Annotated in this window: 13 protein-coding genes and 1 pseudogene; 9 read left to right on the top strand and 5 right to left on the bottom strand. The window is 73.7% G+C overall.

The genetic code is table 11. The features are described from left to right. Nucleotides 1-15 precede the first annotated feature (15 nt). Both ACFHWT_RS21340 and ACFHWT_RS21335 read right to left on the bottom strand, forming a co-directional pair. A complete protein-coding gene (locus ACFHWT_RS21340; RefSeq protein WP_416596435.1) occupies nucleotides 16-771 on the bottom strand; it encodes an ABC transporter permease in 756 nt (251 codons plus the stop codon). Further along, nucleotides 768-1,508: an ABC transporter ATP-binding protein gene (locus ACFHWT_RS21335; protein ID WP_416596434.1), complete on the bottom strand. Its 741-nt coding sequence runs from the start codon at nucleotides 1,506-1,508 to the stop codon at nucleotides 768-770. The genes ACFHWT_RS21340 and ACFHWT_RS21335 overlap by 4 nt, the downstream gene beginning before the upstream one ends. Before the next feature lie 148 nt (nucleotides 1,509-1,656). Between ACFHWT_RS21335 and ACFHWT_RS21330 the strand changes: the two genes are divergently transcribed. Continuing rightward, nucleotides 1,657-2,025: a MerR family transcriptional regulator gene (locus ACFHWT_RS21330; protein WP_416596433.1), complete on the top strand. Its 369-nt coding sequence runs from the start codon at nucleotides 1,657-1,659 to the stop codon at nucleotides 2,023-2,025. A gap of 89 nt (nucleotides 2,026-2,114) precedes the next feature. On the opposite strand, the gene ACFHWT_RS21325 is transcribed toward ACFHWT_RS21330, so the two are convergent. After that, a complete protein-coding gene (locus ACFHWT_RS21325) occupies nucleotides 2,115-3,269 on the bottom strand; it encodes a hypothetical protein (protein ID WP_416596432.1) in 1,155 nt (384 codons plus the stop codon). Between the two features lie 374 nt (nucleotides 3,270-3,643). On the opposite strand from ACFHWT_RS21325, the gene hisI reads away from it, so the two are divergent. The 3 genes from hisI to ACFHWT_RS21310 are packed head-to-tail and all read left to right on the top strand — an operon-like array spanning nucleotide 3,644 to nucleotide 6,245. After that, the gene (gene hisI / locus ACFHWT_RS21320) at nucleotides 3,644-4,090 is read left to right on the top strand and encodes a phosphoribosyl-AMP cyclohydrolase (protein WP_416596431.1); all 447 of its coding nucleotides are present in this window, start codon (nucleotides 3,644-3,646) and stop codon (nucleotides 4,088-4,090) included. After that, a complete protein-coding gene (locus tag ACFHWT_RS21315) occupies nucleotides 4,087-5,646 on the top strand; it encodes an anthranilate synthase component I (RefSeq protein ID WP_416596430.1) in 1,560 nt (519 codons plus the stop codon). Before hisI ends, ACFHWT_RS21315 begins: the two co-directional genes overlap by 4 nt. After that, nucleotides 5,643-6,245, top strand: coding sequence for a Trp biosynthesis-associated membrane protein (locus tag ACFHWT_RS21310; RefSeq protein ID WP_416596429.1), 603 nt, complete (start codon nucleotides 5,643-5,645; stop codon nucleotides 6,243-6,245). The genes ACFHWT_RS21315 and ACFHWT_RS21310 overlap by 4 nt, the downstream gene beginning before the upstream one ends. Before the next feature lie 55 nt (nucleotides 6,246-6,300). Here the strand turns inward: ACFHWT_RS21310 and ACFHWT_RS21305 are convergent. Continuing rightward, a pseudogene (locus ACFHWT_RS21305) lies at nucleotides 6,301-6,528 on the bottom strand (hypothetical protein); the annotation flags it as partial. 435 nt (nucleotides 6,529-6,963) lie between these two features. Here ACFHWT_RS21305 and trpC point away from each other — a divergent pair. From trpC to ACFHWT_RS21280, 5 genes are all read left to right on the top strand, one after another. Further along, complete coding sequence (gene trpC / locus ACFHWT_RS21300; RefSeq protein ID WP_416596463.1) at nucleotides 6,964-7,767, top strand: indole-3-glycerol phosphate synthase TrpC; 804 nt, start codon at nucleotides 6,964-6,966, stop codon at nucleotides 7,765-7,767. Next, nucleotides 7,764-9,029 carry a tryptophan synthase subunit beta gene (gene trpB / locus ACFHWT_RS21295; protein ID WP_416596428.1) on the top strand — a complete coding sequence of 422 codons (1,266 nt, stop codon included), beginning with the start codon at nucleotides 7,764-7,766 and terminating at the stop codon, nucleotides 9,027-9,029. Before trpC ends, trpB begins: the two co-directional genes overlap by 4 nt. Further along, entirely contained in the window at nucleotides 9,026-9,826 is an 801-nt protein-coding gene (trpA, locus tag ACFHWT_RS21290) for a tryptophan synthase subunit alpha (RefSeq protein WP_416596427.1), read from the top strand. Before trpB ends, trpA begins: the two co-directional genes overlap by 4 nt. A gap of 118 nt (nucleotides 9,827-9,944) precedes the next feature. Continuing rightward, nucleotides 9,945-11,132, top strand: coding sequence for a prolipoprotein diacylglyceryl transferase (gene lgt, locus ACFHWT_RS21285; protein WP_416596426.1), 1,188 nt, complete (start codon nucleotides 9,945-9,947; stop codon nucleotides 11,130-11,132). A 45-nt stretch (nucleotides 11,133-11,177) separates the two neighbouring features. Further along, complete coding sequence (locus tag ACFHWT_RS21280) at nucleotides 11,178-12,374, top strand: FAD-dependent oxidoreductase (protein ID WP_416596425.1); 1,197 nt, start codon at nucleotides 11,178-11,180, stop codon at nucleotides 12,372-12,374. 43 nt (nucleotides 12,375-12,417) lie between these two features. Here the strand turns inward: ACFHWT_RS21280 and ACFHWT_RS21275 are convergent, their stop codons facing one another. Further along, nucleotides 12,418-13,413: a GNAT family N-acetyltransferase gene (locus ACFHWT_RS21275; RefSeq protein ID WP_416596424.1), complete on the bottom strand. Its 996-nt coding sequence runs from the start codon at nucleotides 13,411-13,413 to the stop codon at nucleotides 12,418-12,420. Between the last annotated feature and the right edge of the window lie 62 nt (nucleotides 13,414-13,475).

Genomic DNA, 13,475 nt, shown 5'->3' with positions numbered 1-13,475 from the left:
CCTGTCGCGTCGGGTTCAGCCGCTGCGGCGGCGCAGCGTCGCGGCGGCGAGCACCAACGCGGCCACCACCGCCCCGGCGACCACGGCCAGGTCACGCCAGAGCGTCGCGGTCGGCTCCGGATGCGCCCCGACCTCGGTCAACGCCGACACGGCGTAGGACAGCGGCAGGACGTTGCTGACCGCCTCCAGCCAGCCGGCCATCTCGTCGCGGGCGACGAACAGGCCGCAGAGCAGCAGCTGTGGGATCACCACCACCGGCATGAACTGTACGGCCTGGAACTCGGTGCGGGCGAAGGCGCTGCACAGCAGGCCGAGCGCCACCCCGAGCAGCGCGTCGAGCACCGCGATCGCGATCACCAGCGCCGGGCTGCCGGCGGTGGACAGGTCGAACAGCCAGTACGCCACAGTGCTGGCCACGGTGGCCTGCACCGCCGCCGCGAGCCCGAACGCGACGCCGTAGCCGAACAGCAGATCCAGCTTGCCCAGCGGGGTGGTGAGCAGCCGTTCCAGGGTGCCGCTGGTGCGTTCGCGCAGCATCGCGATGCTGGTCACCAGGAACATGATCACGAACGGGAACACGCCGAGCATGATCAGCGCGACCCGGTCGAACAGCGCCGGCTGCCCGCCGGTGGCGGGCTGGTCGCCGTACATGTAGTAGAGCAGGGTCAACAGCAGCGCCGGTACGACGACCAGCAGCGCGACGGTGCGCCGGTCGTGGCGCAGCTGGCGCAGCACGCGGCCGACCGTGGCGGCCAGAATCTGCGGGTTCACCGGTCTGCTCCTCGGCTCGGGTCGGTCGTCTGACGGTCGCGGATCAGCCGCAGGAAGGCCTCGTCCAGGTCGTCGGTGCCGGCGGCGGCGCGGATCGCCGCCGGGGCGTCGTCGGCGACCAGCCGACCGTCGCGGATCAGCAGCAGCCGGTCGCACCGGCCGGCCTCGTCCATCACGTGGCTGGAGACCAGCAGGGTGGTGCCGGCGGCGGCGAGGGCGTGGAACCGGGCCCACAGCTCGGCCCGCAGCACCGGGTCCTGGCCGACGGTCGGCTCGTCGAGCACGACCAGTTCCGGGCGGCCGAGCAGCGCGCAGGCCAGCGAGGCGCGGCTGCGTTGGCCGCCGGACAGGTTCCCGACGAGCTGCCCGGCAGCGGCGGCGAGCCCGACGTCCGTGACGGCCTGATCGGCGTCGGCCCGGGGCAGGCCGTACAGCGCGGCAAAATACCGGGCGTTCTCCGCGACGGTGAGGTCGGAGTAGACGCTCGGCGCCTGGGTCAGACAGCCGACGGTACGCCGTAACGCGGGGGCCCCGGCGGGCCGTCCGAGGACGCGTACCTGCCCGGAGCGGACCGTCTGCACCCCGACGACCGCCCGCATCAGGGTCGTCTTGCCGCTGCCGCTCGGCCCCAGCAGGCCGGTGACGCTGCCGCTGCCAACGGTGCACGAGATGCCGTGCAGCACGCGGCGTCGGCCGCGGTCGACCACGAGGTCGGTGACCTCGACGACGGGGTCCATGGCTGCCTCCGGAGAAATTCATCAGCTGTCGAAATCAACGATAGTTGAATTGCCTCGGAAGGTCCACAGGTGGCGGCCATCAGGTGGTAGCCGCCGATGCTGGGCGGCTGCGATCCTGGACCGCGTGGAATCGCCAATGGAACCCACGGTGACTGTCAGCGAGGCCGCCGGGCGGGTCGGGCTCACCGCGCACACACTGCGCTGGTACGAGCAGGAAGGTCTGGTCGAGCCGGTCGGCCGGGACTCCGCCGGCCGTCGCCGCTACACCGACAACGACATCGGCTGGTTGATACTGCTGACCCGGCTGCGGCGCACCGGCATGCCGGTGCGGGACATGCGCCGGTACGCGGAACTCGCCAGGCAGGGCGACGGGACACTGCCGGACCGCGTCGCCCTGTTCGAGCAGCACCGCGCCCGGGTGCTTGCCCGAATCGACGAACTGCGGGAGGACCTTGCCGTCCTGGACTACAAGATCGACGCGTACCGCAAGGAGATGCGGCCGACCGCCACGCCGTAACGCCGACCGCCACGGTCGTACGCAGACGTCGAACCTGCGGCCGGTGCGGGACGGGCGGCCCGGCCCCGTCCCGCACCGACCGCAGGGGGTCAGATCGCCAGCAGCCGGTCCAGGAACTCCCGGTACTGCCGCAACGCCATCCGCATCGACTCGGTGTCCGGCGTCTCGCTGTGCCGGTGCGGGTCGAGCTCGACCTGCTCGGCGAGCAGCCGCTCGGCCAGCGTACGGACGGTGTGCCCGACCAGCGACTGAGCCTGCGCCAGGGCGACCTCCGGCTCGTCGACGAACCGGGCCTTGATCTCGTGCCACTCGTCGCGCAACTCGTCGGCGGCGTCCTCGGTCCAGATGGTGATCGGCGGCAGCGTCACGTCGCCCGGCCGGGCCGGCCGGGTCACCGCCGGCTCCTCGTCGTGCGCGGCCGCCGGCCCGGTCGGCTCCTCGACTGTGGTCAGCATGGCAGCCTGCTCCTCGTCGTCCTCGTCGTCGTCCGGATCTTCGTCTTCGTCGTCTTCGTCGTCGAACTCCTCGTCGTCGTCCTCGTCGAAGCCGTCGTCTGCGGCGTAGAACAGATCGCCGGCGTCGCCGTGCGCGGTGACGGTCTCCTCGTCGTCCGCCGGGCTGTCGTCCGACTCGACTGCTGTCGGGCCCGGCTGCTTGTCATCATCCGGGTCGGCCTGCGCTGCCGTCGGCCCGTCCGCCTCGTCCGCCGGGGCATCGGGGTCGTCCCGGTCGTCGGCTGGCGCGCCGTCCCCGTCCGGGCCGGCGGTCGGATCCCCGTCGCCGTTCCCCTCCTGGCCGGCGGCGGCGTCCTGCTCGGCCGGCCCGGAACCCGCTCCGTCCGGTTCGGCGTCGGTCTCTGCCCGTTGCCCGGACGTCGGACCGTCGTCCGTCTGGCCGTCGGCCGAGTCGCCAGCTGGGCCGTCGGGGTCTCCCTCCGCCCCGGCTGGCGCCGCCGCGGACTCAGCCGGGTCCTGCTGAGCCGACTGCTGCTGCTCGGGGGCGCTGGGGACGTCCGCGCCGCCGCCGAGCAGCTGCGTGGCGATCGGCGGCAACGGGCTCGGACCGTTGCGGTCGGCCGGCTTCGGCACGATCATCGGGATCTCCGTCGTCGCCTCGTTGATCGGGTTGTCGTCGAAGGCGGGTCGGGGCGTCGGCACCGGGGTGCCGTGCACGGGACCCGAACCTGCGCCGGTCTCCTCCGGCTTCACCGGCCCGGCGTGTGCAGGGGTGGGGGTGGGCTGCATTGCTGATCCTCCGTCCGCTTCGGCGGGGGCGACCCGGTCCCGGTGTGACCGGAGCCGTCCGCACGGGCGTGGTGCTGGGGTGGTGCGCCGACTCGCTGCGCCGGCCACGGCCGACAGGCCCGGCGGACACAGACCACCGGCCCAGGTGCGGAACCTGAGCGGAAGGTGCGAGCGACGGGCACCGGGGCCGGGGTCCGCCGAGCAGTGGATGTGCCCGCAGACCTGGACCGTGGCGGCGCACAGCCAAGGTACTCCGGATGCCGTACCGGCACAGCCCCCGAACCGTCGATTCCGGCCGACCGCTGTCGGGCTCACGACACCACATGCCGGAGGCCGCCGCATCCCGGTTCGGCCGTACGGAACAATCGGGCACTGTGTCCGTACCAGATGAACCGCGCGCCGACCCCGCGACCACCCGGCTGCGGCGCGTCGACGGCGACCCCGCGCGCGCGTCCGCCCTCGACCCGGCGATCGCCGCCCGGCTGCGCCGCACCGCCGACGGCCTGGTCGCCGCCGTCGTGCAGCGGCACGGCAGCGGCGAGGTGCTGATGATGGCGTGGATGGACGACGAGGCGCTGCACCGCACCCTCACCACCGGCCGGGCCACCTACTGGTCGCGCAGCCGGCAGGAATACTGGGTCAAGGGCGCCACGTCCGGGCACCACCAGTACGTGCGGTCGGTGCGGCTCGACTGCGACGGCGACACGGTGCTGGTCACGGTCGAGCAGGTCGGTGCCGCCTGCCACACCGGGGCCGGGAACTGTTTCTTCGACGAGCTGCCGGTGACCGGCACCATCGCCGACCCCCAGGAGGATCGATGATCACCGGTACGGTCAGCCCGGACGAGCCGACCTTTCAGACCCTGGCCCGGCAGCGGCGGGTGGTGCCGGTGACCCGGCGGCTGCTGGCCGATGGCGAGACCCCGGTCGGGGTGTACCGCAAGCTCGCCGGCGGACCCGGCACCTTCCTGCTGGAGTCCGCCGAACAGGGCGCCGGGTCGGCCGGCACCGCCTGGTCGCGCTACTCGTTCATCGGGGTACGCAGCGCGGCGACGCTGACCGAGTCCGGTGGCGGTGCGCACTGGCTCGGTGACCCGCCCGATGGGGTGCCCACCGGAGGCGACCCGGTCGAGGTGCTGCGGGCGACCGTCGCCGCGTTGACCGGGCCGGCCCCGGACACCGACCCCGTCGGCGGCGGCCCGCCGCCGCTGACCGGCGGCCTGGTCGGCTACCTCAGCTACGACTTCGTCCGCCGGTTGGAGCGGATTCCCGAGCACACCGAGGACGATCTCGGGCTACCCGAGTTCGGGTTGCTGCTCGCCACCGACCTGGTGGTGCTCGACCACTTCGACGGTACGGCGATCCTGGTCGCCAACGCGGTCCTGCCGGCGGCGGCCGACCCGGTCACCGCGGCGGCCGCCTACCACCACGCGATCGGCCGGCTCGACGCGATGACCACCGCGCTGTCCCGGCCCAACCCGCCGATGGTGTCGACGGTGGACGCGCCCGGTGCGCCCGGGCCGGCGGCCCGCAGCCGGACCGCCCCGGGCGCGTACCCCAAGGCGGTCGAGGAGGCCAAGGAGGCGATCCGGGCCGGCGAATGCTTCCAGATCGTGCTGGCCCAGCGGTTCGAGCGGGACACCTCCGCCGACCCGCTGGACGTCTACCGGGTGCTGCGGGCGACCAACCCCAGCCCGTACATGTACCTGCTGCGGTTCGACGACTTCGACGTGGTGGGTTCGTCACCGGAGGCGCACCTCAAGGTCACCGTCACCGCCGGCGGCACCCGGCGGGCGATGCTGCACCCGATCGCCGGCACCCGGCGGCGGGGGGCCACCCCGCAGGCCGACGCCGCCCTCGCCACCGAGCTGCTCAACGACCCGAAGGAACGGGCCGAGCATGTGATGCTGGTCGACCTGGGCCGTAACGACCTCGGCCGGGTGTGCCGGCCGGGCACCGTCGAGGTGCCCGAATTCGCCACCGTCGAGCGGTACAGCCACGTGATGCACATCGTGTCGACGGTGGTGGGCGAGCTGCGCGAGGACCGGACCGCGTTCGACGCGCTGGCGGCCACCTTCCCGGCCGGCACCCTGTCGGGTGCGCCGAAGGTCCGGGCGATGGAGATCATCGAGGAGCTGGAGCCGACCCGCCGTGGCCTGTACGGCGGCACCGTCGGCTACTTCGGGTTCGGCGGCGATCTGGACATGGCGATCGCGATCCGGACCGCGCTGATCCGCCGGGGCCGCGCCTACGTGCAGGCCGGCGCGGGGATCGTGGCGGACTCGGATCCGGCCGCCGAGGAACGGGAGACGCAGAGCAAGGCGGCGGCGGTGCTGGTCGCGATCGCCGCCGCCGAGACGCTGCGTCCGGCCCGGTGACCGGCCCGGGCCGGTCCGCCGCGCCGGGACGGGCGCTGGCCGGCGCGGCCGTAACCTGCCTGGCCGGGGCCGGCCTGGTGCTGTACGCCGCCGGGCGAGACTGGGCGGTCGCCGTGACCGGGCGCCCAGCGCCGCTGCCGGCCGTCGAGGTGGCCCACACCGGTGCCGACGTGCTGCCGTGGCTGCCGGCGGTCGCTCTGGTCGGACTGGCCGGCACCGGCACGGTGCTGGCCACCCGAGGGCTGGCCCGGCGGCTGGTCGGCGCGCTGCTCGCGGCCCTCGGCGTGGCGATGGCGGCCGGCGGGCTGACGGTGCTGCTCGCTGGCGCCGGTCCGGCCGGTCCGACGACGGACAGCACCGTGTCGGCCCCGCAGTGGCCGGCGTTGACGGTGATCGGTGCGGTGCTGCTCGCCGCCGGTGGGACGGTCACCGCGCTGCGCTCCCGGCACTGGCCGGCGATGGGCGCCCGGTACGAGCGGAACAGGTACGAGCGGAGCCGGCCCGGTGGCGACCGGTCTAACCGGTCGACGCTGGACGCGTGGAACGCTCTGGACCGGGGCGAGGACCCGACCGACGACGACCCGGGCGCCGACCGGTGACGGTGGCGGCTTCAGCGATGGCGGTTGGCTCATCAGCGGCGTCGGATACCTCGACGGACCGGGCGGCGGCGAGCGTGGCCACCAGCCGGCGGATCTCGTCCCGCTGGTGGGCACGGGCCCGGTCGGCGCAGATCGCCTCCCAGGCATTGCCCTTGGCGGTACGTACCCGGTGATCGCCGATCACGGCGCGTTCCATGGTGTGCACGACCTCAGCGGCCAGCGAGACCACGGCCCGGGGGATGGCGATCAGGTCGACGGTGGCGTCCCGTGGTGCGGTGCTCATGGCGTCCCCCAGGTGGTTGCGCGGCCGGCGGCTACCGCCGACCAGTCTGCCCGAACCCCATGCTGACCGGAGGCTGTTTCACGGCGGTGACCTGCAGGTCAACTGTCGCCCAACGGGGCGGGTGGCACCCGTACCGCCGGTGTTGATCTGCACCACAGCGGAGCCGGCACCGTCGACACGATATGATCAGCGTCGATGGGGTCCGGTGCTGCCCGGGTGGCCCGGCCCGCGGGTGGCCGTTGGCACGGTGGGTGATGCTCTTCTCACAAAAGTTGGGCATTATGCCCCAGCCCAGATGGTGAGGCGCGCCATACCCCCGACTCCGGCTCACCTGCGCCGCCACCTAGCATCGGGCGCATGACACCCGGAGAGGGGAGTCCGTTGGTGACTGCTGACCAGGAGGACAGCGCCGGACCGTCGGCGCCAGCGCTCGGAGTGCTCGACGAGATCATCGCCGGCGTCCGGGCCGAGGTTCAACGCCGCGAAGGGCTGGTCTCGCTGAGCCGGATCCGTGAGCTCGCCGCCGCCGCGCCACCGCCGATCGACGCCTGCGCGGCGCTGCGCAAGCCCGGGGTCGGGGTGATCGCCGAGGTCAAACGGGCCTCGCCGTCGAAGGGCGCGCTGGCCGACATCCCGGATCCGGCCGATCTTGCCTCGGAGTACGCCGCCGGTGGTGCCCGCTGCATCAGCGTGCTGACCGAGCAGCGGTGGTTCGGCGGCTCACTGGACGACCTCACCGCCGTACGGGCCGCCGTCGAGGTGCCGGTGCTGCGCAAGGACTTCATCGTCTCCAGCTACCAGGTGCACGAGGCCCGCGCCTACGGCGCCGACCTGGTCCTGTTGATGGTGGTCGCGCTGGAGCAGAACGTGCTGGTCGGTCTGCTGGAGCGGATCGAGTCGCTGGGCATGACCGCGCTGGTCGAGGTGCACACCGAGGAGGAGGCCGACCGGGCCCTCGAAGCCGGTGCCCAGGTCATCGGGGTCAACGCCCGTGACCTGCGCACCCTGGAAGTGGACCGGTCGGTGTTCGAGCGGATCGCGCCGGGGCTGCCGAACAGCGTCGTCAAGATCGCCGAGTCGGGGGTGCGCGGGCCGCACGACCTGATCCGGTACGCGTCGGCCGGCGCCGACGCGGTCCTGGTCGGCGAAGGCCTGGTGACCCAGAAGAGCCCTCGGGACGCGGTCGCCGAGCTGGTCAACGCCGGCAACCACCCGGCGACGCCGAGGCCGGTCCGATGAGCGCCCCGAACGCCACCGGCGTCGACGCGCCCGGCACCGGTGCGCGGCCCGCCGCGCTGCCCGACGACACCGGCCACTTCGGCCGCTACGGCGGACGCTTCGTCCCGGAGGCACTGATCGCCGCCCTCGACCAGCTGGACGTCGCGTACCGGCAGGCGATGGCCGACGACGGCTTCCGGGCCGAGGTCGACCGGCTGCTGCGCGACTACGCCGGCACCCCGTCGCTGCTCTACCGGGCCGAGCGGCTGTCCGCGCAGGTCGGCGCGACGGTGCTACTCAAACGGGAGGACCTCAACCACACCGGCGCGCACAAGGTGCGCAACGTGCTCGGCCAGGCGTTGCTGACCCGGCGGATGGGCAAGCCCCGGATCATCGCCGAGACCGGCGCCGGTCAGCACGGGGTGGCCAGCGCCACCGCCGCCGCACTGCTGGACCTCGAATGCGTGGTCTACATGGGCGAGGTGGACACCGAACGGCAGGCGCTCAACGTGGCCCGGATGCGGATGCTCGGTGCCACCGTGGTGCCGGTGACCACCGGGTCGCGCACCCTCAAGGACGCGCTCAACGAGGCGCTGCGCGACTGGGTGGCCAGCGTCGACCACACCCACTACCTGATCGGCACCGCCGCCGGCCCGCACCCGTTCCCGGCGATGGTCCGCGACTTCGTGCGCGGTATCGGCGACGAGGCCCGTCAGCAGTGCCTGGACATCCTCGGCGGGCTACCGGACGCGGTCACCGCCTGCGTCGGCGGCGGCTCCAACGCCATCGGCATCTTCCACGCCTTCGTCAGCGACGATCAGGTCCGGCTGTACGGCTTCGAGGCCGGCGGCGACGGGGTGGCCACCGGCCGGCACGCGGCCAGCATCACCGGCGGGGCGTCCGGGGTGCTGCACGGGGCCCGCACCTACCTGCTGCAGGACGCCGACGGGCAGACCCTGGACTCGCACTCGATCTCGGCCGGGCTGGACTACCCGGCGGTCGGGCCGGAGCACGCCTGGCTGCACGACGCCGGCCGGGCCCGCTACCAGCCGGTCACCGACGCCGAGGCGATGGCGGCGTTCCAGCTGCTCTGCCGCACCGAGGGGATCATCCCGGCGATCGAGAGCGCACACGCGCTCGCCGGTACCCTGCGGATCATTCCGGAGCTCACCGCCGAGCTGGGCCGCGAGCCGACCATCGTGGTCAACCTCTCCGGCCGCGGCGACAAGGACGTGCACACCGCCGGCGCGTACTTCGGCATCCTCGACGGGCAGGACCGATGAGCATCTCGGTGGCGTTCGACAAGGCCCGGGCCGAGGGCCGCGCCGTGCTGGTCGGCTGCATGCCGGCCGGCTTCCCCAGCGTCGACGACAGCATCGTCGCGATGCGGGCGATGGTCGACGCCGGGGTCGACGTCATCGAGGTCGAGCTGCCCTACTCCGACCCGGTGATGGACGGCCCGGTGATCCAGCGGGCCAGCGACATCGCCCTGGCCGGCGGGGTCCGCACCGCCGACGCGCTGCGGATCATCGAGGCGGTCGCCGCCACCGGCGCGCCGGTGGTCACCATGACCTACTGGAATCCGATCGAGCGGTACGGCGTCGACGCCTTCGCCCGCGATCTGGCGGCCGCCGGCGGCACCGGGCTGATCACCCCGGACCTGATCCCGGACGAGGCGGACGAGTGGCTGGCCGCCTCGGACGCGTACGGCCTGGACCGGACCTTCCTCGTCTCGCCGTCGTCGACCGACGCCCGGCTGGCGATGACCGTGCGGCACTGCCGGGGCTTCGTCTACGCCACCGCGCTGATGGGTGTCACCGGGGCCCGCGAGCAGTCCTCGGGCGCGGCACCGACCCTGGTCGGCCGGCTGCGTGGGGTCACCGACCTGCCGGTCGGCGTCGGCCTCGGGGTGGGCAACGGTGCCCAGGCGGCCGAGGTCGGTTCGTTCGCCGACGGGGTGATCGTCGGCAGCGCGTTGATCCGGTGCCTGCTAGGCGCGACCGACCTGCCCGCCGGGCTGGCCGCACTGCGTTCGCTCAGCGGCGAACTCGCCGCCGGCGTTCGCGCTGTGAGCCGGTGAAGCAGGGTGCGGTGACCTGGTGAAGTAGGGCACCGTGACCGGGTTGGCCGGCGACACGCCTGACGCTGGCTGACCGGGGGTCCCTGGTTCGCGGGTCACGACGGTAGCGTGTGCACCCGTGACACTCGCCGCGATCCCCAGCCCGGCCACCGCTGTCTGGCAACTTGGTCCGATTCCCATCCGGGCGTACGCGCTCTGCATAGTCCTCGGCATCGTGGTGGCCAGCGCGGTCACCGAGTACCGGCTTCGCCAACGCGGGGTCCGCCCGTGGGCGGTGCTGGACATCGCCATCTGGGCGGTGCCGTTCGGCATCCTCGGTGCCCGGCTCTATCACGTCGTCTCCTCACCGCAGGCGTACTTCGGCGCCAACGGCAACCCGATCGCGGCGCTCTACATCTGGGAGGGCGGTCTCGGTATCTGGGGCGCCGTCGCCGGTGGCGCGGTCGGCGCCTGGCTGGCCGGCCGGCAGCTGGGCATCCCGCTCAGCGTGATCGCCGACGCGCTCGCTCCCGGCCTGCCGCTCGCCCAGGCCGTCGGCCGGTTCGGCAACTGGTTCAACAACGAGCTGTACGGCGGCCCGACCACGTTGCCGTGGGGCCTGCAGGTGCACCAGATGGACCGCAGCAACCCCGGTCAGGCGCTGCGCGACCCGGAGGGCAACCCGGTGCTGGAGCCGGGGCTCTACCATCCGACGTTCCTGTACGAGGCGATCTGGAACGTCGGTGTCGCCGCGCTGGTGCTGCTCGCCGAACGCCGTTGGAAGCTCGGTGCCGGTCGGGCCTTCGCGGTGTACGTGGCGGGCTACACCGCCGGGCGGTTCTGGATCGAGATGATGCGTACCGACGAGGCCAACGAGATCCTCGGTGTCCGGCTGAACGTGTGGACCTCGGCGGTGGTCTTCCTGGCCGCGCTGGTCTATCTCGTCCGGGTACGCGGCCCGCAACAGTTCCTCGTCCCGTTGGACGCCGAGGGTCGGCCGCTGCCACCTGTGGGCGCGTCGACCCCGGCCGCCGGCGGTTCGACCGACGCCGGGTCGGGCACCGCCGAGCCGACCGAAAGCGGAGCGGCCGGGTCCGGGGCAACCGGTGGGGTGTCCCAGATCGACGTCTCGGGCAAGACACCCACCGCCGAGTTGGCCGCCGGCTACCGGGTGGTCACCGAGGAGCAGTTCCGCCGGTACGAGAGCACCGGCGAGCTGCCGGACGAGGCCACCGCCGAGACCGACACTGGCAGCAGCAGCACCACCGACACCGGTGCCGACGCCGACGCCGAGACCGGTGCCGGCACCGGCAAGACCGGAAGCTGACCGCCGGTCGGCGGGCGCCGACCGACCGGGGGAAAGGGGGGCGGGATGCGTACTGCGGTCGTGGTGGGGGCGGGCATCGGCGGTCTGGCGGTCGCCGGTGCCCTGGCCCGCACTGGTTGGCGGGTCACCCTGCTGGAACGCGAGGACCGGGTCCGGTCCGACGGCACCGCCCTGGTGCTCTGGCCCAACGGCGTGCGCGCGTTGCGGGCGTTGGGCCTCGGCGCCGGGCTGGAGGCGATCGCCACCCCGGTGTCGCACACCGGGGTACGCCGTCCCGACGGGCAGTGGCTGGTGCAGCCCCGGCCGCAGCCGGAGGACCGCGCCCCGGTGGTGGTGCACCGGGAGGATCTGCACGACGCGTTGATCGCCGGTCTCGGTGAGCAGGCGGAGATCCGTACCGGGGTGACCGTCAAGGGTCTGCGGCCGGCGGCGGACCGGCCGGCGGTGACCGTCGGCCGAGGCGCTGTCGAGGCCGATCTGGTGGTGGCGGCGGACGGCGTGCACAGCGCGCTGCGTCCGGCGCTGGCCCCGGGCAGTTCGGTGGTCAGCTCCGGGTGCTCGGCCTGGCGGGCGGTGATCCCCTGGTACCGGGCACCGCAGCTGACCGCCGGCCAGGTCGGCGGCGAGATACTCGGCGCCGGCTACCGGTTCGTCTCGGCGTCGCTGGGTGAACGGGGCTCGGCCGGCGGCTCCAGCCGGGGCGGCATCTACTGGGTGGCGACCGCCGCCGGGGCCTCCCGCCCGGAGCCGCCGGCGACCCAGCTGACCCTGCTGCGCCGCTGGTTCGCCGGCTGGCCGGCCCCGGTGGGCGAGCTGCTCGCCGCCACCGAGCCGGCCGACCTGGTCCAGCAGGAGGTCCGCGAGCTGCGGCCGCTGCCCCCGGCGTACGGGTTCCCGGCCGGGCCGGGCGGTGTGGTGCTGCTCGGTGACGCGGCGCACGCGATGCCGCATCATCTCGGGCAGGGCGCGTGCCTGGCGTTCGAGGACGCGGCGACGCTGTGCGCCCTGGTCCGGGACACCGTGCCGGGGCCGGCGCTGGTCGCGGCGGTCGAGTCGTACAGCCGGTTGCGCCGGCCCCGGGCGGTGGCGATGGTGCGCCAGACCCGGCGGATGGCGGCGGTGCTGTCGGCGCGGGGCCGGCTGGCGCTGCGGGCCCGGGACGCCACGCTCGGCACGATCAGCCCTCGGCTGATGGGCAGTGTGGCCGCCACCGCCGCGCAGTGGCAGCCGCCGCCGTCCTGACCCGCCCGGCTCAGTGGGCCGGTCGCCCGGCTGCGTGCGTCGGTCAGCCGCCGGGGTGGGCGGTGGGCTCGGCGATGCAGGAGGTGCCCACCCGGCGGAAGCCGAGGCGGTGGTAGAGCATCGCCACGTCGTCGTCGCCGGCGGCCAGGAAGATCAGGTCGACGCCGGCGGCCAGCGCGTGCCGGGCCAGCGCGGCGGTGATCGCCGACGCCAGGCCCTGGCGGCGGGCCGGTGACACGGTACCGACGCCGACGATCTCGGCGACGTCGTCGACCCGGTTGAGCGATCCGCCGGCGGACGGCTGTCCGCTGGCGGGCAGCTCAGCCGAGGGCAGCCCGGCCAGGGCGATGGTGTGGCTGCCGGCGGCGATCGCCGATCGTTCGTGGTCGACCAGGGCGTCCGGCAGGATCGGGTCGGCGGTCGCTGCCGGGGCGGCGGTGGCGAGCCCGCCGGAGGCTGGCGCGGGCTGCCCGGCCGGGTCCGGCGCACCACCGCCGGGACCGCCATTGTCGACAGTGGGAAATGTCACTGTAACAATCTCGGGGGCGTCGGCGCCGACGGTCGGCAGCGCGGTGCCGGTGCCGCCGGACGGGGCGAACGCGGCCTGGGCGACGGTGAACCAGGTGGTGAGATCGGCCGCGAAGTCGGGTGAGTCCGGGTCGAGCAGCCGCACCGGCCGGTCGGCGAACCGGTCAACCGGGGGCAGAGCGGTCGGGTCGAGCACCATCAGCGGTGCCTGTCGCACACCGAGACCGGCCGACCGGGCGACCGCCAGCAGGTCCGGGTTGATCTCGTGGATCCATTCGAAGGACTCGGGGAGGCCCAGTTCGCGCTGCCGGGCGCGTACGGTGGTGATGTCGGCGGCGGCCGGCGGCGCGGTCACGCCTACCCGGGGGCGGGCGTAGAACGGCCAACCCGCCTCCCCCTTCCGCACGAAAAGTACATAGTCGCCCAGCTCTTCGGGGCGGGCGGCAGCACGCGGTACGGCATCGCAGAACCGGTCCAGCCGATCGAGGAGTGCGTTCTCCTGGTTGGCCACCTTGTGAGACTACACGTCCCATACAATGGACGTGTGATCAATTCGCACTGGTGATGTCCGGT

The organism is Micromonospora sp. LOL_021 (assembly GCF_048060215.1).
GTDB lineage: Bacteria > Actinomycetota > Actinomycetes > Mycobacteriales > Micromonosporaceae > Micromonospora_E.
Note: the sequence above shows the minus strand (reverse complement) of the source record. Positions and strands in the feature narration are given on the sequence as shown.